This window comes from Paraburkholderia oxyphila NBRC 105797, from assembly GCF_000685075.1.
In the GTDB taxonomy this organism is placed as follows: domain Bacteria; phylum Pseudomonadota; class Gammaproteobacteria; order Burkholderiales; family Burkholderiaceae; genus Paraburkholderia; species Paraburkholderia oxyphila.
On the sequence record NZ_BAYD01000153.1, the window covers coordinates 1 to 18,875 of the forward strand.

Annotated in this window: 14 protein-coding genes and 2 pseudogenes; 7 read left to right on the forward strand and 9 right to left on the reverse strand. The window is 59.1% G+C overall.

The window, feature by feature from the left end; all coding sequences use genetic code 11:
* From BO1_RS44740 to BO1_RS44785, 8 genes are all read right to left on the reverse strand, one after another.
* A partial coding sequence (locus BO1_RS44740; RefSeq protein WP_245644079.1) for an SIR2 family protein occupies positions 1-2,716 on the reverse strand: 2,716 nt, incomplete at its 3' end.
* Between the two features lie 237 nt (positions 2,717-2,953).
* Positions 2,954-4,804 carry a hypothetical protein gene (locus BO1_RS59935; RefSeq protein WP_156992762.1) on the reverse strand — a complete coding sequence of 617 codons (1,851 nt, stop codon included), beginning with the start codon at positions 4,802-4,804 and terminating at the stop codon, positions 2,954-2,956.
* Between the two features lie 213 nt (positions 4,805-5,017).
* Positions 5,018-5,644 (reverse strand): DNA-binding protein, encoded by a 627-nt coding sequence (locus tag BO1_RS58565; protein WP_084688770.1) that lies wholly within the window; start codon positions 5,642-5,644, stop codon positions 5,018-5,020.
* Positions 5,645-5,648: 4 nt separating this feature from the next.
* Positions 5,649-6,839, reverse strand: a complete 1,191-nt coding sequence (locus BO1_RS44765; protein ID WP_028223144.1) for an XRE family transcriptional regulator — start codon at positions 6,837-6,839, stop codon at positions 5,649-5,651.
* Positions 6,832-8,208 (reverse strand): 7-cyano-7-deazaguanine synthase, encoded by a 1,377-nt coding sequence (locus tag BO1_RS44770; protein ID WP_028223145.1) that lies wholly within the window; start codon positions 8,206-8,208, stop codon positions 6,832-6,834. The genes BO1_RS44765 and BO1_RS44770 overlap by 8 nt, the downstream gene beginning before the upstream one ends.
* Positions 8,205-8,780: a hypothetical protein gene (locus tag BO1_RS44775; RefSeq protein ID WP_028223146.1), complete on the reverse strand. Its 576-nt coding sequence runs from the start codon at positions 8,778-8,780 to the stop codon at positions 8,205-8,207. The genes BO1_RS44770 and BO1_RS44775 overlap by 4 nt, the downstream gene beginning before the upstream one ends.
* A gap of 978 nt (positions 8,781-9,758) precedes the next feature.
* Positions 9,759-10,079 (reverse strand): DUF2623 family protein, encoded by a 321-nt coding sequence (locus BO1_RS44780; RefSeq protein ID WP_028223147.1) that lies wholly within the window; start codon positions 10,077-10,079, stop codon positions 9,759-9,761.
* Entirely contained in the window at positions 10,076-10,447 is a 372-nt protein-coding gene (locus tag BO1_RS44785) for a hypothetical protein (protein ID WP_028223148.1), read from the reverse strand. The genes BO1_RS44780 and BO1_RS44785 overlap by 4 nt, the downstream gene beginning before the upstream one ends.
* Positions 10,448-10,576: 129 nt before the next feature.
* Here BO1_RS44785 and BO1_RS44790 point away from each other — a divergent pair, with 129 nt between their 5' ends.
* Together BO1_RS44790 and BO1_RS55435 are read left to right on the forward strand one after the other, a co-directional pair.
* Positions 10,577-11,722: a hypothetical protein gene (locus BO1_RS44790; protein ID WP_156992763.1), complete on the forward strand. Its 1,146-nt coding sequence runs from the start codon at positions 10,577-10,579 to the stop codon at positions 11,720-11,722.
* Between the two features lie 103 nt (positions 11,723-11,825).
* Positions 11,826-12,289 (forward strand): annotated as a pseudogene (locus BO1_RS55435) (IS110 family transposase); the annotation flags it as partial.
* A 3-nt stretch (positions 12,290-12,292) separates the two neighbouring features.
* On the opposite strand, the pseudogene BO1_RS61620 reads toward BO1_RS55435, so the two are convergent.
* A pseudogene (locus BO1_RS61620) lies at positions 12,293-12,490 on the reverse strand (ATP-binding protein); the annotation flags it as partial.
* A gap of 845 nt (positions 12,491-13,335) precedes the next feature.
* On the opposite strand from BO1_RS61620, the gene BO1_RS44805 reads away from it, so the two are divergent.
* The 5 genes from BO1_RS44805 to BO1_RS44825 form a co-directional block, all read left to right on the forward strand.
* Positions 13,336-14,301 carry a GlxA family transcriptional regulator gene (locus BO1_RS44805; RefSeq protein ID WP_156992764.1) on the forward strand — a complete coding sequence of 322 codons (966 nt, stop codon included), beginning with the start codon at positions 13,336-13,338 and terminating at the stop codon, positions 14,299-14,301.
* Between the two features lie 252 nt (positions 14,302-14,553).
* The gene (locus tag BO1_RS44810; RefSeq protein ID WP_028223153.1) at positions 14,554-15,765 is read left to right on the forward strand and encodes a M24 family metallopeptidase; all 1,212 of its coding nucleotides are present in this window, start codon (positions 14,554-14,556) and stop codon (positions 15,763-15,765) included.
* 65 nt (positions 15,766-15,830) lie between these two features.
* The gene (gene glyA / locus BO1_RS44815) at positions 15,831-17,090 is read left to right on the forward strand and encodes a serine hydroxymethyltransferase (protein WP_028223154.1); all 1,260 of its coding nucleotides are present in this window, start codon (positions 15,831-15,833) and stop codon (positions 17,088-17,090) included.
* A gap of 7 nt (positions 17,091-17,097) precedes the next feature.
* Positions 17,098-18,474 carry an L-serine ammonia-lyase gene (locus tag BO1_RS44820; RefSeq protein WP_028223155.1) on the forward strand — a complete coding sequence of 459 codons (1,377 nt, stop codon included), beginning with the start codon at positions 17,098-17,100 and terminating at the stop codon, positions 18,472-18,474.
* A gap of 11 nt (positions 18,475-18,485) precedes the next feature.
* On the forward strand, positions 18,486-18,875 hold a 390-nt coding region (locus BO1_RS44825), incomplete at its 3' end, for an FAD-dependent oxidoreductase (RefSeq protein WP_043288965.1).

Genomic DNA, 18,875 nt, shown 5'->3' on the forward strand with positions numbered 1-18,875 from the left:
CCTCAAGTCCAGCTTGGAGCCCAAGGCGTTCTTCGCGAAGGAACGGGGTCTGTTTGTGGATCACCACCCGCTCAGGAAGTCGAAGGTGAGCGGCGAAAAACAGTTCACGGATTCCCTCACCGAGCCGTCTCGCGTCGTCGAAGCTCATGAAGGGATTCTTGTTGCGCATGATTGGATCTTCGATCTTGCTCAGGCGGAACTGCAGACCGATGCCGTTCGGGCTATAGAGGTGGCTACAGCCCAGCACGACGTGTGCGCCCGCATTCTGCGTCGTTTTACGTTTGACGCTGAAGCCGAGACCGACATAGGCGGAGTTCTCGCTGAGTCCCCCCAACGTCCACGGCGTGCGCATGCTTTTCACGTACAGGGCAAGCGAGAGCCACCAGCGCACGCGGCATTGCTGCTGCGTGTTACGCAGGGTTTCCTCTTCGACAAACTGTGTGGCGCAACCTTTCGGAATCGCCGCCGCCTTGACGAAATCGTGTAGATCGAACTCTTCATCGTCGATCATGTAGTTGCGCAACGGAGCCCAGCGATCGGGGACGTAAATGATGGTTACGTCGGGACGCTGCGACGCGCTCAAGGAGGCAATCGATCTCGTGATTGCTCCGGCCAAAGCGCGTGCTGAGGAGGGTGTCATGCTGTCCGGCTCGTCAAGCTGGACAAACGATTGTTCACCAACCACAGGGATCTCGAGCGGGCACTGGTAGGCGGACGCGAAACCTGGAAACGGCGGGAGATAATCCGCGTCCTTCCCTGGCTGTGCCGCGACGTGAAGCTGGGACAGGTACTGGTGAACTCGTGTGGCGTCCTGGGCAGGCGCAATGATTCCGACGCGGATGGAGGAAGCTATGCCTGTGGTGGTGAGGCTGGAATCGAACGGCCTGTTGTTGATCAGGCCTCGGACGGGATGGGTATCGAATGCCAGTCCGGCTGCCGATTTGCGCGCGAATTTCAGTCGCGGTTCTGCGAGTTGAAGTCCGGCTTGCCGCGCGGCTAACTCCTGAGCGGAACTGAGTGAAACGGTACGCTCGCGCTCGTCAGTGATTCGCGCAAACAGCGGTCGTCCAGAGAAAGTCAGATCGATACCGTCTTCATGGTCGGGGAAGCGGACATGAAAATCGCGCTGAGGCACGAGGCGACGTCGCCACGCTTCGGTTGCGTCGTTGAATTCCTTGTTGTGCTGATAGCCCAGCACGCGCTGCTTGACGAGCCGCTCCGTATCCTTGGGTGCGATCGCTCCACTCTTGTCGGTAACGTACAGGGTGGGCTTCAGGACGAGCGCCATCTCGCTTCCGAGTGGGCGTATCTGGACCAGCACGGCCTGGTGAACTTTCCAGTCGACCCTGTCCAGGCGCAAATTCTCGACCTTCTCGGATGTCCAGATCAACGACTCGCCGTCTGACGGGCAATTTGCCTTGGCCGATAAGGCGAGGACGGTCGCACGGCGGACAAGCTGGTTGATGACGCCGTCTTCGTATCGCAGATCGTCATCGTTCAGGGGGACCCGTTTGATTTCCCCTTTCAGATTCTCGCCGAAGGCGAGGCGCAGATTATCGGCTATAGCGATCGCATAAATCTTCGATCGGAACGGCGCGGCGACAAAATTGTGTTTGTCGCCAAGCTCCCTCAACGTGGCCCACACGGTTCCGGAGGCCGGCCATTGATGCAAATCAAACTCAAGAAGCTCCTGTGGCGGTGTCAGCGGAATTGCGTTGCTTTTGATGAGGCCGGTCGGGGGAAGAGGCGGGAGCCCGAAAGCAGTGAGCTGGTTAACGGGCGTCGTCGCATGCTCGTCGAGGATTTTATTGGCGCGGTCTCTGGCCGGCCCCTTTGACAGGTAGAGCGCCAACCGCCGCATGAGATCGTCGAAGGAAACGCCCGGAACGAGGAAGCGGGATGGCTCGTCGTCGTTCGTCGAGAGGAAGGCGCTGACCGTGTCCAAAGGCGGGCCCTCGCCGTATTGCGTCCAGAACAGCGGCAAATCCGTTCGCGCGGGACCTGATACCGCGTATTGGCGGAATGCCTGCATCACACTGTCGTCGCGACCGCTGTATCCAGCAACAACGACGGTGTGCGTTCTTAAGGCTTCAATGAGCGAGTCACGAAGCTGGACTTCGATCTGGGCGAGTTCTCCTGGCGAATTTTTGAGGCGATCATATCGGTAATCGCCGTGCATCGAGACGCAAGCCAGCTCGCCTTTACCGGGAGCGCGGTAAAGCCGTTGCTGGGAATCTATCCCGATCTCGATTGGTGTCAGATTCGTGGCAACCGCGGCGCGCGCGATGAGTCCGTCGAAATTTGTCGTCCAGACGGTTTGAATTAAACCGGACGAGGCGAGCTCGGCTAGTAGCCTGTAACCGGTGTGAGGTGTGGAATGCTTGACCCATCTTTCAAAATAGCGACGACGATCGTCACTGCGCGAGAAGCAGGCTTCAATGTAGGCCCCATATTCGTCAGGATGCCCGGCGACCGGATAGCACCGTTGCCTGTCCAGCCATGTTTGAATTCTGTCGCGGACGGAGGGGAGGGAGAGTTCGCTAAATTGCTCTTCGATACCTGGATTATTCGAAAGAAAAATATCCCGCTTCCATTCCCAGATACATTGGGCGGCGGACGGCATCCCGGAGCTCATCGATGCGCCCGCGCCAAGGAAAAGCATCAAAGGTCGGTCTTGGGACACGGCCAGTGAACGAATCAGGGCATCCACAGCCATGCGCCTTACAGAAGTCCCCGTTTGCAACGCAGCGTGCTTATGCATATTGGATTCTCATTCGTGACGTAAAATCAAAACGCGGTGCGGAGTGTGAATTGTCGAATCTTCAGTGGCCACACTGATGGTCTCGTTGATCTTGGCTCGGGCCGCGGCAAGCCATTAGTCGTCGGGATTGTGGGACCGCAGAATGCCGGAAAGACGACGTTGCTGGACGAAGAGTCAGCACTTGATCTCGTTTTATTGTGAGATTTTGATGTCGAGTTTCTCGAGAGCGTTTCGTACTGCAGCTTGACCCGGATACTTGTCGCCAGACCGTACGTGCCTGAACGAAAAAGCATTACCAGGGCATAGCGCTGTCAGATTTTTGACGATACCGATGACATGTCTAATCTCCGATAGCAATTGATTTAGCCAGTCAAGAAACGTAAGTTCATCGTGCAGTTCGAAAACCAGACCTTGAAAACTCTCTTCGGCATCAGTTTCCGTGCCATCATCTGCTTTCGAAATTCGAGGGCGCCTCTGTATTTCAACGATGTAAATTACCTTCTTGGGGCTAACAACGCGCACTACAAGTATGCCGCGAGGAAGGCGATTTTCGACATCGAAGAAAAGCCAGTTGCGCGTCTTTGTTGTAATGTCTTTGTCGTCTTTATCAAACGGTGTAAGCGCAACGAGTTGTGGTGGCTCGCTGCTTCTGAAGCCATTCTCGTGCGTGTACCATTCAACGCTACGAACCTGATCGTGATGTGACGTTGGTAGTTTGCGGAGAGCATTCCACATGTCACGTAGTGTGCCTTCGGATTCCATTGCTACATGCGCGTGAATGGAGGCATGGCCGGTGTCAGTCCCGGCACCGCGGACTTCTCCACTTGAGAACGAGTCTGGATTGCCCCCATCGCTACGTTTCCCGGCGGATGTTTGCGCTTGGTAGCGACGATAATCCTTAACTATCCGCTTTTCTCCCAATACTTCGAAGTCGTCTTCGATCACGTCGGTCGACGCGGCTCCGAACTGTGGGGCATTAGCATCAGTGAGATCCACGATCTCTGGGGGGCGAACGATGTGACGGCCCGGAGCCCCTTTCCACGCTTCCCCGACACCACTGCCTGTCGCCGCATTTTCCGCTTTGTTCGAATTTTCCCTATCGCGCTGCACTGGAATGCCGCTTGGTTCTGTCAAGCCGTCGACGCGAAGAGCTAAAAACGTGCGGCCATTGTTTATCCAATGGCCACGGACTTTGATCGTGGCCGTGCCCGAGAACCAGGGACCGATTTTTGGGAAAGCGTACGAGTCGCCGCGGTTGAATGCGGTGTTGATCTGAGTGAAGATGCTCTTTGCTGCGTTGCGCGCGAAGTCGTCGTGCAATGCATGGGCGAGGAATACCGTGTCGCCGTTGTGCAGACGCTTGCGTAATCTGATCGGCCAGTACCCTGGTTCGACCACTGTCGGGTCGAACGGAGCAAAAAAGCGGTTCGCAGCTTCTTCCCAACGATACGTTGTAAGTATGCGAGGCACTTCCTGGGAGCGGCCATAACATCGGGTCAAAAACTCGATGCATGGGACCAGAAGGTTGCTGCCGTTGGGCAATCGGAAGCTAATCAACCAATTCCTGTCGCGTTGATACCGGAGCGGGTAGTCTGAGTTGGGGAGGGGACTCTGTTCACCTTTTTGCGAGCACTCATCAGGAGAGGTAAAACTCCATTGTCCGGGAGTAAACTCGATCTCGGCACGCAGATATTCTTGTTCAGCGTTGCCAACGCGAACTCCATTTTCCCAAACCGTCCCAACGCGCAGAATACCCAAGTGGGTCAACGCCACGTTAATTTTTTGCCATGCTCGGGGTACATTGTCCTTGTCGAGCGTGCGGAGGAACACTGCGACTTTGGGTACGCTTTCATCGCGGCGGTTCTGGACTACGCCGCCAAACCACCAAACCACGACTCTCCCTTGTAACGCGCGGAGATCCTCACTAGGTCTGACATTTCCGGAGACCGGTCGCACGACGATTGCCCCACCACGAGAACGATGCTCAACGGATGGACTGGTTTCGGAAGTTTCAGTGAGTGCATCGAGCGACATTGGGGACAAGATTCATTCTCCAGACAAGTTCATCGTACCATAGGGACGGAACAGCAAAGACTCCGAGAAGGGGGGGCGCGGCGTACGTCCTGAGGGGTCGTTCAACTGCCTGAGCGCGAAGATAATCACCTTGCCGCTAGCCCAGCTCGACATCGGCCTTCCCACCGTATGTGCTTGCAAAGGCAGATCGATGTGGGTGAAGAGCTGGCGCATTCGCTATCTTTAGCGCTCTGTCAAGGCGGTGACGTCACTATCTTTATGGTTCTGACTGCCAGAAAATCGTTCGCGATACCTAGGGAGGCAAGTGCAGTCGCGCGCCCGCTCTACGCCTATGAGTGCGATAACGTCATCCGCACTTTCTGCAGGAATCCGCATGCGACCGTCGCGTAGGGCGTGATATAGCGCGTCTACAGCATGTTGAACACCAAGTGTGGCGATGGCCACCGGATGCCGAAGGAGGTCTAGCGACCAGTGCGGCACTAACGCTGGCAGCAGTATGCCGGCGCGTGTTCGCCCTTTTTGTTCATCAATAAACGGCCGAAGTTGTCTGGAGGTGGCGATCGCAATCGTCGCCGCCTCACCATCGTCCAGCGACGGCGATGTCGATGTAAGTTCGTGAAACAGAAGATACTCGGCATCGTTCAGTCCGACGACCGTAACGATTTGATCTGCGACAAGCGCCTGCAGAAAACCGTACTCACCATTTTTACGGCTTCTCTCATGTTCGAGTTCTCCTGCGACGATTTCTGGAACGAGAATATCGTTCGGAATGGCCGAGAGGATTCGTTCACCATATTTGCACGCGTGAAGGTTAATCAATACGCTGGTGTCGAGGACCCATTGGTTCACGGTATCAGTCCGGGAGCTTGAGCAATTCATCCGTATCCCTTTCCTCAAGCTCGATTTGATCGATAATGCCGCGTACCTCTACTCGGCCTAACTTCAGTAGCTCCGCCAATTGTCCTTCCGACATCAACTCGCGCTTCCAGGCGGCATGTGCCATCAGGCTCAGGCGGTGAGAGATGGGGCGGTCGGCATCGCTTTTCGCAGGATCTGGGCGTTCATTCATTTCGCCGAGAACCTCTCGGGCATGTTCATCGGTGATGCCACCATTGTTTTCGAACCAGAGCCAGGTACCTTTCTTGGCAAGTCCTAGTTCCTCGAGCCGGAGGCAGCACGCTTGCCGCGATATGTTGTACTGTTGGGCCAGGAGAATTATTAGACGCCGGGTCGTCTTGCCGGTAATTTGCTTCAATTGGCCGAAGCTTTCCGAGAAGCTCTCGGCCGGCGTCAGGAAGGCACGACCAAAAGCATTCGCGTAGCGTTCGTCGCGTGACAGGAATTTCTCATCTTCTTCGAGTACCTCCGGAGCCTGACGCGTGCCGTAGAAGTGACCGAGCTCATGCGCCGCGGACTGGATGCGGCGGGGTAGTGGATGGCTAGCGTTGAGAAGAATGCACGCTCCAATGTTTTCATCGTAGCTAAAGAGACCGGCAACCTTTGAGTTCGAAGCAAGGCGACGCTGATACAAGCGTATGCCGAGATCCAGCTCGATTACCGAAAAAATGTCGGCGATCGGTCCGGGGCCAAGACCAAGCCAGTCGCGCAATTCCTTTGCATGATTTTCGGCTAGTGCCGTGACGTCGCCCTCGTTGAGGCCGCGCTCCGGTGGGTAATTTCGTCGGCGCTGGATGCCGAGTATGTTCTCCATTTCTACATCCGCCTTAATCAAGTCGTTGAATAGCCGAATGGCTTCAGCGGTTTGCGCGTCCTCTGTCTCACGCAATTTTCGAAAGCGAGGCAATAAGTCGACGTGGACGGCTTCCCGGCGGAGCAGGGCGTTCACTGATACGCCGTAGTGGCGACCGAGCAACTGGATTTCCTGAATACGCACGCGGCGTACGCCCTTCTCGATGGATACGAGAGTTGGGCGGGAAACCCCGATGATTTGGGCTGCATCCTCTTGCCGAATGGCTGCGTTCTCTCGTGCTACTCGCAGGCGGCGTCCAATTTCCTGCGAGGTCAGATCATTTAGATCAGCCATAGCGTCCTCCATCCATCCAGTTGTTCAGGAAGCTTTGTTGCCCTTGAGCGGACAGAAATGCTCGCCATTCTTTGGCATGTGATGCCAACATCAACTTCAGCTTTTTCAAAGTTTCCTCATAGGTTTCGCCGGTCGCGATCGCGATTTGCGAAGCGTACGCGCGAAGACCGTCGTCGGGTCGAGCGGCCATGTCCGCAAGATGCTGCAGATGGCGCACACCGACGCTTCCATATTCGATCATGATGTCTCTATCGGCCTTCTGAGGGATGACCGACAAAGCATCTTCTACATCGGAGGCGGCGAGATCGAACACAATATAGGTGTCACGCGTCTCTGTGACTCCGGCGGCATGCAGACTCAAGCGCCTCAGCAGGCAGGCAGCGCACAGGCCGCACTGCTTCCTCTCACCTACATTAACTACGCGGCGTGTTTGCCAGCAGGATCGGGTATTCGTGAGATGCTCTTTAGACTTTCCAGGTATGTGCAAGAATGCGCTTAGTGTTTGGCCTTTCGTGAACCAAAGGCGCGGTTGCTCAAAGCTGAGCTGGTAGTTTTGCAACGCCCTGATGAACTGCTCCATCTTTCGAAAGAACGTCGGATGGTTGCGATAGTCAGGGTAAACGTTGTACAGCGGAAGCAGCACCGGTCCAAGCGCTCCCTGTCCGCTCTCTGGAACGACAATCCGAGTCACGTTTGAGAGCTGCGCGGCAATCGCTGTTACCGCTGCGAATTGAAATCCGCGTGAGCGGAAGCTACTCTCGCTGCCACGGTATTCCTTGGTCTCGAAGGGAATCTGGGTGAAGTAGCTATCGCCGTCCTTGGGGCGCTGGTAATTTCCAGCGACCCGGATACAAAGGGCTTCGTCCCTTGCGCCGCTCAAAGCCGATACTGCGCGCGAGTCCAAACCATTGCTGTAGGCAACAGCAAAGGTCTTGGTCTTACCAAAGTCCAAAGGGATCTGTCGCGAGCCGATAGGCGAGGGCGCCTTGGTTTTCACAAAGGTGAATTGCCACGTGTCGCCGGTCAGATGGTTCAAGACGCCCTGGAGGCTGTTCAGAACCTCCGGCTGCTGCCAACTCCTGGGGGCGGCGACGGGAAGAGTCACATGTAAGACGCGCCGCCAACTCAGCGGCCGCTTCCAGCGACGATCAGCGAACTCGACGGCGGCACAGAGAACCAGCATATCGTAGTGAATTGGCTTGCACCCCTCGACGTCGAAGCTATCGAGAGCTGACGGATCAAAGCGGATATGCTGGCCGATTTCCGCGATTTCGGCATCCTTCGGGACGGCACGACCGCGCTTCTGCCCATTCTCGAGGACAACCAGACGCTTTTCCGATCTAGCCGGCTTTTTGATGCTAGTGCTCATTCTTCAGGGCCCTCATCTACGCCGCTTTTCTTATGGAGCGCTTCGCCAAATGCGCGCTTGTTACCGGAGGCCAAAGCAGCGCAGAGCTCATCAGGCTTGATGGCAGAAAAGGTTTCGTGGTTTCGCTCAAGGCCCTTCCGATAATCCTCGCGCTTCATGTCTCCAAGATCGCGGGCGCGAATGCAGTGTTCGTCGAGCCGATTCTTGGTGGTGCCGATCCATTCTCTTGCCGTGTTCCCCAACGCCTGATCAAGTGCTTGCTCCGGCGAAATCTGATCCCTGAGATTGGCGATCAAATGCCTGTTCAGAGACTCGGACAGAAACGATCTGGGGTGGCGATCAAAGATCGTCTCGATCGCTGCCGCAGGATCCAGATCCATTTGGGGACGCTGGGCATGTGCTCTGAGTTCGCCGAAAAGGGGATGGAAGGTCTTCATGTCGACGTCGCGAACCATGCTGTGGCAAGCCTGCACCATGCGCTCTTCAGCGCTCGTGGCGTCGCTAATCAGCTTTTGGCCGTATACCTTCCAACGACTAGTTAATGCGACATTTCTGAATGGTCCGTCAGACATAGCGCCCTCCCATGTCAGTAATGTACGACATAAATCTGACAATGTCAACTTATTAGTAAAAATATCTGACATTGCGCCTAGCCGAGGCTACGGGCGGAAGAAATCGCTGACGATCGGCCTTGACGGTGGAGAAGGCGGGTCTCGCTGGGTCAATAAGAACCGCTGGATGAGCGACGTGCCGTTCGCGGAGTCGGGTCCAAGGTCGTTTTCTGACCGCTTAGTGCTGAGGCCGGGTGGGCCCGCGCAAAAGAGTTGTAGACGTCGAAATAGCAGCCGGCCAAGTATGAGATCGACATCGGCGAGGCGCGGCCCGGAATCGTGGAGTTGAGCGTGGCGGTGCAAGAATTTGCCACTATCATTTTTGATTACGGCGGCTGTAGCGCTTCGAGAGCGTTTGCTTTGTCGCGGAGAAGCTTTCCCACTTCGGAGGCGTAGCATAGCTTCTGCAGGCTCTGCCGGGACCGTGCTGGAACGTGCCTGACGGTATCGACGACGGTATTTCGAGAGAAGCCGTCCTCGAATGCTTCGTGTCTGCGATCTTTCAATGGAAGCACGGGTCGATTCTCCGATACAGTCTCCTCAAAGCTGTCAACTGCTGCTAGGAATTTCCGGTATCGCTGACGGTATCGATCGAGCGTGACCAGGCGGAAAGCTGTCCCGACTGGGCTCCCGCCTTGGGATTGACAATCGAGTGGGAGTAATTTAAGGCCTCTGCCGCAGTCTGCAGAGGTCCGTCGATTCCGTGATTTCCCACGCAAAAACAAGGGTGTATCGACTATTTTGGTTCACTGTCGTCCGTCGGCAGCGCTGCGTCGCCGACGGCATGTGCGATGTATAGCATCTTTCTCCGCAGACGATCCATTTTGATACCGTCACGGCCGACCAATTCTTCCTGCCCGTCGTTGGCCCCGCGCCATGTAAACAGCCAGGCCGTAAATCGCCTGGCTGTTTTGCATTTGAAGGCCCAACTCGGCGGCCTCACTTCGGCGCATGCGCACGGTTTTCCGCGTCGCAGGCCGCGCGCAGCGCTACGCCGAATTCCGGGGGCAGCGCCAGGACGCGCAGCACGTCGTCGACCGGCAGGCCGTAGCGCGCCGCGAGCGTGCCCGCCGTCGCGGCCGCCGCCATTCGGTTCATGCGCCGAACCGACTCGGCCGTGCTGAAACCCACGACGAATCCCAGCGCGTACGCTTCCTTGAACTTCGACATTTCGGTCTTGTCGGGCGCTTCCGGCGCATCTGCGCCCGCCGCGAAGCCGAGCTCGACGATCGGTGGCGGTGCTTGCGGGATGCGCGTCATGCCTCGTCGTCTTCGTTCAGGGCCGGGTCGCTCAGGTCGAGTTCCCATTCGCCGGCCTGCACGCTACCGACGAGACGGTACGGATCGTATTGGTCGGGACCCAGATGAGCCGGAAAGCCATTCTTGGTTAGCGTGGTGAGCGAGCGGCGGTTGGGCGCGTCGCCGAAATCGCCGGGCTGGCGCGTGTACTCCCTCGCCACCTGCACGGCGTGATCGACGCGCTCGCGCGCTTCCCGCGCGAGATGGCGATACACGTGCGGGCTGTTCAGGGGATCGCCCTCGTTGTCCCCCGGCGGGCGGACGATATCTTTCAGGGGGGCGAGCGCGGCAATGACGTCCTTGATGGTCGGCGGCGCAAAATAGTCCATCGTCGTGGTCCTCGGTAGATACGTGGTTGGGTGAAGCTGCTATCGTTGCGAACAACACGCTCACGTTATCGGGCCAGCACGCTGAAGGCCACGACGAACAGGGTAAAACCAGTCCGGGGTTGACACTTGGTGAAAATCGACTACACGCTGTCCGAGCTCTATGAGAAGGAGACGCTGGAGCGGATTTTCTGGATCGAAATCGCGAAGCGCAAAGCACGCGTGCGTCAGCCCGCCTGCTGGGCGCGGCTCGTGGATCTGCGGCGGGCGCTACAGCAGTTGTGGCGCGAGAAAGAAGCGCAACTGCAGGGCATGACGGCCGAAGACGGCGTTGATCTCGTTTTCGATCTCGTGCAGTTCGACTGGCGCATCGACGAACTGGGCTGCACGCCCTGCGACGAGGACTTCGTCCGCCGCGCGGCGGAGCAATTCGGTGGCGACGTGCAGCGTTTGCTCGACGAGATGGTCGACTATCGCGGCTTTCGCCTCGCCGACTTTTCGATCGAGAACCCGCTCGACGCGCTCTACGCCTGGTGGACCTATATCCGGTCCGACGACGGTCGCAAGGCGCTCGGCGCGCAGGGGCGTTTTTCGAGTATGGGCGAACGCGAAGCGGAGACCATGCGGCAGCCTCCCCCCGACAGTGGCGTCGATCAGGCCGAGCGCACCACGCCACCCCCTCCGACGCTTCATACCTACCCGAATCCGTTGCGCCGCCCAGCGCGCGTCGTACCGAAAAAATTCGACGTGTACGCGTCGGACCTGCAAGACATCGCGATCGACGGGCACGCGCTCGAAAACCGGATCGTGCTCGTGTTCGACGCGTTCGAGCCAGTGCCGTCCGCAACCGCGATCGAGTTGGAACTGAAGGCCGCGCGCGCGGGTCTGCGCGCGCGACGGATGATGGAGAAATTGGAGGCAGGCGACCTCCTCGATCCGATTTTCAGCGAAGACTCCGATCCCGATTCGGCGCTCGAGCCGCTACTGCGCACGGCAATCCGGCCCGAGGCGCACGAGCTGATGAGCGATTACAACCGCGTCGTACCGTTCATCGCGGGGTTTTATTGCTGGGATCGGATCGTCGTCGAGTCGTTTGGCATTTCCGCAGCGTACGACAAGACGATGGACGCCCTGCCGGGCGTGGGCCGCAAAACCGTGGCGGACGCCCGCAAGGCCGTCGGCGCGCGAATCGGGGCCTACGAGCCGGACCGGCTTCCGTGGCGCCGCGTGGCGGCGAGCGCCGGTTCGCCGGAGTCGGTTTCGGGAAAACCGACGTAATCGGCTAGCGTGTTAGGCACTTCCCGGCCAAACCTGGTAGGCAGTGTGGCTTCCTGTGAGACAGAGGCTGGCCCGCCGCAGGGGAATCAATCGCGGGTTTTCCAGGCGACTGCAATCTAAAGCGCGATGTATCAGCGTTGTCTATGAGGCCGGTCCGTGCGGATATGGGCTTTACCGGCAGCTTGTCCAGAAAGGAATCCAGTGCATGGTGCTTGCGCCGTCGCTGATTCCCCGCAAGCCAGGTGGGCACATCAAGACCGACCGACGTGATGCCGTCAAGCTCGTCCGATCGCTGCGTGCCGGCGACCTGTCGGCCGTGTACGTGCCCAGCGTCGACGATGAACCACTCCGGGATCTGGCACGCGCATGGGTGATTTCCAAAGACGACCTCAAGCGTGCACGGCAACGGGTAAAAGCCTTTCTGCTGTCGCACGGCGTACGCTACACCTGCTCTGCCGACGGGGGCCTGCGCACCGACGCTGGCTGAGCGCATATAGCTTCGACAGTGCGTGGCAGCGGTTTGCGTTTGAAGAACTGCGTCGCGCAATTGAGGACCGACTCGCACAACGTTCAATGCGCTGCGCTGGATCGTGCGTGCGGGTGCACCTTGTTCACCGCTTGCCTGCAGGCGCAGTCCTTTGTCGTCTTCTTCCTGGTTGTCCGAACCTTGGCTGAGCTCTCCTTGAGGCGCCACGATTCATTGCCGGTCTCGACGATGTGGCAATGATGCGTGAGGCGGTCGAGCAGCGCCGTGGTCATCTTCGCGTTGGTGGGCTGGGCGTGTGGGACAGTTGGCAACGGTGACGCAGCAGTTTTCGTTGCGAAACTGAGACAGCGGGATACAATCATCAAGCTTGCGAGAGGCGGGATGGGGCGGCAATTGTCCCAGCCTCGTGCTCTATTCTGTTCCGCCGTTGCGTGGGGGTAGATCTGGGGGTAACCGGATATTGTCGCATCGAGCAATCCCTTGCGGTACGGGCCTCAGCGGCCACAATGGGAACCCGACCCGGTCCACCATTCAAAGCGTTCCAGGGAGTACCACAAAGCCATGTTAAGCATTAAGCCTGTCACGCGGTAGTGATAGGGTACGCAGAAATTGAGAAGCAATCCGAAGTTGATGTACAGCCAATCGCAATGGCAGGCACGTTACGACGGGAGTTGCATAGATTTGGCCGCCGCGGCGAGATAAGAAAACTTATCCTACTGGCGCTGTTGCGTTTCCCTTTCGAGGGGAAGCTGGCGCTGGATGGAAGCCGGCAAGGCCTGCCGACATCCTCCAGAAGCCGGTATCGACGCGAGAAGCGGGCCAGGTGGGGGCGCTGCGGCGGCCGGCATGCGCACCGAACACGCCGCAGATAGCCAGTAGAGACGAACACGTGGTGGGGTGGCGCACATGCCGTAGCGGTGTGCCGCGCAGGTTCTCCCAAGATTGGATAGCGGATCCCAAAGACAGCAGAGGCACCTGTCATCCGTATTCCCAGAGCAAATTGCCCTGCTGTACGGGCCAGCGTTAATATGCTGCAACCCAACCTGCCACTTTTCCCTGTCAAACTGATCTCCCGATGTCAACGCCACCAATCAGGCAGTCGCCGCCGTCGAACATACGTGATGGCATGCACGATCTGCGTGTCATGCGCTACGGCTTCCTGTTGCTCGAGAATTTTTCCCTGATTGCGCTTGGATCCGCCATCGACCCGCTTCGGATTGCCAACATGATCCTCGGGCGACGTGTGTACGACTACAGCCTGATCGGTCCGGGAACCGGATTCGTTCCATCGAGCGACGGTATCCGCGTGGTCCCTGACGTCTCAATGGCGGACAGCGTGCCTTTTGACGTGGTGTTCGTCGTCGGGCCGAATCCCATTCCACGAAAGGGCATTGGGGCAGTCGTCGACTGGCTGCGCAGGCAGGCGGGAAAGGGCGCGGCACTCGGCGGGCTCGACACCGGCAGCTACTTTCTGGCGCGTGCAGGATTGCTGAACGGATATCGCTGCACGATTCATTGGGAAGACCAGGACGTGTTGATGGAGCAGTTTCCAAAGCTGACCGTCTCCACGCGGCTGTTCGAAATCGATCGGGATCGCTATACCTGCAGCGGTGGAGTAGCGCCCCTCGATCTGATGGTCCATCTGCTGGCGAGCCCGCCCGGCAGCCAGGCGCTGGCGGCACGTGTGCTTGAATTGCTTGTTGCGGAGCCGCGCAGCCGCGAATATCGTCAGCAGACTTCATTGCGCCAATATATCGGTGCGGAGCACGTAAAGTTGGACGAGGCGTTGCAGCTCATGGAAAGCAATGTCGAGGAGCCGCTTGCCGTGCCGGAGATTGCGTCCCACCTGGGCGTGTCGCAACGGCAGCTTCAGCGATGGTTCCAGGAGCGCCTCGGCAAGTCGCCGGCCGAGGCCTACCTCGAGATTCGTCTCCTGCGTGCGAGGCAGCTTCTGTATCGCACGGCAACCTCGCTCGAGGAAGTGTGCGCGCGCACGGGTTTCACCTCCACGACTCACTTCTCCACGCGCTACAAGGCGCAATTCCAGATCTCGCCGATCGCCGACCGCCGTCGCTACCAGAACGCGCTGTAGCCCGCTGTAGCCTCTTTTGGCCGGGCGCCCGCAACACCCGCCCGGCACCTCTCCCGCGTGAGTCGAGTGACCCGCAGCGCGTGTGCCGCGTGGGCGCATGCACGTACGTGCGGACAAATGGCGACGCGCTTCATGGTTAACCCGAAATGGCCAATTCAGGAATTGCATTGGCCATTTTGGAAATTCTCCAAATTCCCGAACTTCTACCATCTGCTCACACCCACCACGCTTTTATTACCGAGGAGCGAGCACATGAAGATGGAGAGCCTGATTCGAATCGAGAATGGCGAGAAGGTGAAGCACACCTTTTCCGATGCGGAGTACGCCACGCGCCAGCGCAAGCTGCGTGAGCTGATGGCGCGCGAGAACATCGACGCGGTGCTGTTCACGTCATATCACAACATCAACTACTACTCGGACTTTCTCTACTGCTCGTTCGGCAGAAAGTACGGTCTCGTGGTCACGCCGGCCAAGGTCGTCTCCATCTCGGCCAATATTGATGGCGGCCAGCCGTGGCGCCGCACGGTCGGCGACTACAACGTGGTCTACACGGACTGGCAGCGCGATAACTTCTTCCGCGCCGTGCAGGGCGAGATCGACAACCGGGGCCGTGTGGGCATCGAGTTCGATCACGTGCCCGTCGAAGTGTTGTCGAAGCTGAAAGCGGCGCTGCCGTCGGTCGAGTTCGTCGACATCGGCGCGCAGACGATGCGCATGCGGATGATCAAGTCCGATGAGGAAATTGCGCTCATCAAGCATGGCGCAAATGTGTGCGATATCGGTGGCGCGGCGCTCGCGGCGGCCGTGCACGAGGGCGTGCCCGAGCATGAGGTCGCGCTCGCCTCCACGCAGGCGATGGTGCGCGAAATCGCGCGTCGTTTTCCTGACTCGGAGCTGATGGACACATGGACGTGGTTCCAGTCCGGCATCAATACCGATGGCGCGCACAACCCGGTCACGACGCGGAAGGTACAAAAGGGCGACATTCTGAGCCTGAACTGCTTCTCGATGATCGCTGGCTACTACACCGCGCTGGAACGCACGATGTTCTTCGACCATTGCGCCGATGAGCACCTGCGCCTCTGGAAGATCAATGTCGAAGTGCACGAAGCCGGCCTGAAGCTAATCAAGCCGGGCGTCCGTTGCGGCGATATCGCGCTCGAGCTCAACAAGATCTATGCGGAATACGGACTGCTGCAGAACCGGACATTCGGCTATGGCCACTCGTTCGGCGTGCTGTCCCACTACTACGGCCGCGAGGCAGGGCTCGAACTGCGTGAAGACATCGACACCGTGCTGGAGCCGAACATGGTGGTTTCGATGGAGCCGATGATCATGCTCCCTGTGGGTCTGCCGGGCGCCGGTGGCTATCGCGAGCACGACATCCTCGTGGTCGGTGAACAGGGCGCCACCAACATCACCGCATTCCCGTACGGTCCCGAGCACAACATCATCAAGGCCTGATCCGGGTATCGCTGCCCCGCGGCGTGTGCCGCGGGTCCTTTTTCGCTGTGGCAGGAGACGCAACTGTGTTTTCCAGGGAACAAACGATTGCCGGATTCGATCCGGATCTCGCCGAGGCAATGCGCCTCGAGCGCGCGCGTCAGGAAGCGCATATCGAACTGATTGCTTCAGAGAACTATGCGAGCCCGCGCGTGCTCGAGGCGCAGGGCTCGGTACTCACCAACAAATACGCGGAAGGCTACCCGGGCAAGCGCTATTACGGTGGCTGCGAACACGTCGATGTGGTCGAGCAACTGGCGATTTCGCGCGCCAAAGCGCTGTTCGGGGCCGACTTCGCAAACGTGCAGCCGCATAGCGGCTCGCAGGCCAACGCGGCGGTGTACCTCGCCTTGCTCTCTCCGGGCGACACGATTCTCGGCATGAGTCTCGCGCATGGCGGGCATCTCACACACGGCGCGAAGGTTTCGTTCTCCGGAAAGATCTTCAACGCGGTGCAATACGGCGTGGACGCGAAGACCGGTCTTATTGACTACGAGGAAGTCGAGCGGCTCGCGCTCGAGCACCATCCACGCATGATTGTCGCCGGCTTCTCCGCATACTCGCGCGTACTGGATTTCGGCCGCTTCCGGAGCATTGCTGACAAGGTGGGTGCTTTGCTGTTCGTCGACATGGCCCATGTTGCGGGGCTCGTCGCAGCAGGACTTTATCCCAACCCGGTGCCGTTTGCCGACGTCGTGACCACCACGACGCACAAGACGTTGCGCGGCCCGCGGGGCGGCCTGATTCTTGCACGCTCCAATGAGGAGATTGAAAAGAAGCTCAATGCGATGGTGTTCCCGGGCACGCAGGGTGGTCCATTGATGCATGTGATTGCCGCCAAGGCGGTCGCCTTCAGGGAGGCGCAGAGCCCGGAATTCAGCGCATACCAGCAAAGCACACTCGCCAACGCGCGCGCCATGGTAGAGGTATTCAATGCGCGCGGCTATGAAATCATTTCCGGCGGCACCGACGACCACCTGTTCCTCGTGAGTCTCGTGGCAAAAGGCATCACCGGAAAAGACGCGGACGCCGCACTCGGCCGCGCGCATATCACGGTGAACAAGAACGCCGTGCCCAATGACCCGCAGTCGCCGTTTGTCACCAGCGGTATCCGCATCGGTACACCCGCGATCACCACACGCGGTTTCGATGAAGACGATGCAGCCTTGACTGCAAGGCTGATCTGCGACGTGCTCGACCATCTGGGTGACGCACAGGTGGAAGCCCGCGTGCGTGATGAAGTGGCGCAGCTGTGCGCACGCCACACGGTTTACCGCGATCTGTGAGGACGCCATGAACGTGAGCACGTTCGATCTGTTCAAGATCGGGATTGGCCCCTCCAGTTCGCATACCGTGGGGCCCATGATTGCGGGGTGCAGGTTTGCGCAGCGTCTGCGCGAGCGTGGGCTGCTGGAGCGCGCAGACTCGATCCGGGTCGAGCTGTACGGCTCGCTTGGCGCGACCGGCAAGGGCCACGGCACCGACAAGGCGGTGCTGCTCGGTCTCGAGGGGAAACTGCCCGACATGATCGACCCCGACTATGCGGAGCAGCGGCTCGCGGCCATACGCGCTGCAAAGGAACTCGAACTGGCGGGCTTGCGCCGGATCTCGTTTGACGAGCGGACGCAGTTGGCGTTTCTGCGGCGCGAGACTTTGCCCCTGCATCCCAATGGCATGCGTTTCACGGCGCTCGATGCGAAGGGCGCCGTGCTGGATGCGCAGGTCTATTACTCGGTGGGTGGCGGATTCGTGGTCAACGACGCGGGAGATCGCCTGAACGGTTTGCCGGCTGCGGATGAGGTGCCGTGGCCGTTCAGGACCGGTGTGGATCTCCTACGGCTGTGTGGCGAGAGCGGTCTGTCGATTGCCGACGTGATGCTGGCGAACGAGGCCACGTGGCGCACGCCCGAAGCGGTGCGCTCTGGTCTCCTGACGATTCGCGACGTGATGGCGGCATCCATTGCACGCGGCTGCGCGACCGAAGGCACGCTGCCCGGTCCGCTGAAGGTCCGGCGGCGCGCATCCGCGGTCTTCCAGCAGTTGAAGGCCCAATCGGAAGAGTGCCTGCGCGATCCGCTTTCGATGATCGACTGGATCAATCTGTACGCGATGGCCGTCAATGAGGAAAACGCGGCGGGCGGGCGCATCGTCACCGCGCCGACCAACGGTGCGGCGGGCATCATCCCGGCCGTTCTCCAGTACTACACCAAGTTCGTGCCGGGATCGAATGATGACGGCGCGGTGACGTTCCTGCTGACGGCCGCTGCGATCGGTCTGCTCTACAAGGAGAACGCGTCCATTTCCGGCGCGGAGGTGGGCTGCCAGGGCGAGGTGGGCGTGGCCTGTTCGATGGCGGCGGGCGCGCTTGCGGCCGTACTGGGCGGGACCCCTGAGCAGGTGGAGAACGCCGCCGAGATCGGCATGGAGCACAACCTGGGCATGACCTGCGACCCGGTGGGTGGCCTCGTGCAGATTCCCTGCATCGAGCGCAACGCGATGGGCGCAGTCAAATCCGTCAATGCGGCGCGCATGGCGCTCAGGGGCAATGGCAAGCATTACGTCTCGCTCGACAAGGTCATCAAGACGATGCGCGAGACCGGCGCCGACATGAAAACGAAATACAAGGAAACTTCGCGCGGGGGCCTTGCGGTCAACGTGATCGAATGCTGAGGGAGAAAGTCATGAGCCGCTATTCGATATTCAGTCTGTTCCGCAACGGGTTGTCGTATCACGAGAACTGGGAGCGACAGTGGAGGAGCCCTGAGCCGAAGAAGGAGTACGACGTGGTGATCGTCGGCGGCGGCGGGCATGGTCTCGCAACCGCCTACTACCTCGCGAAGGAGCACGGCGTGAAGAACGTCGCGATTCTGGAAAAGGGCTGGATCGGCGGCGGCAACACGGCGCGCAACACCACCATCGTGCGCTCGAACTATCTGTGGGACGAGTCGGCGGCACTCTACGAGAAGGCGATGAAGCTCTGGGAAGGGCTCTCGCAGGACCTCAACTACAACGTGATGTTCAGCCAGCGCGGCGTGATGAATCTCGCGCACACGCTGCAGGACGTGCGCGAT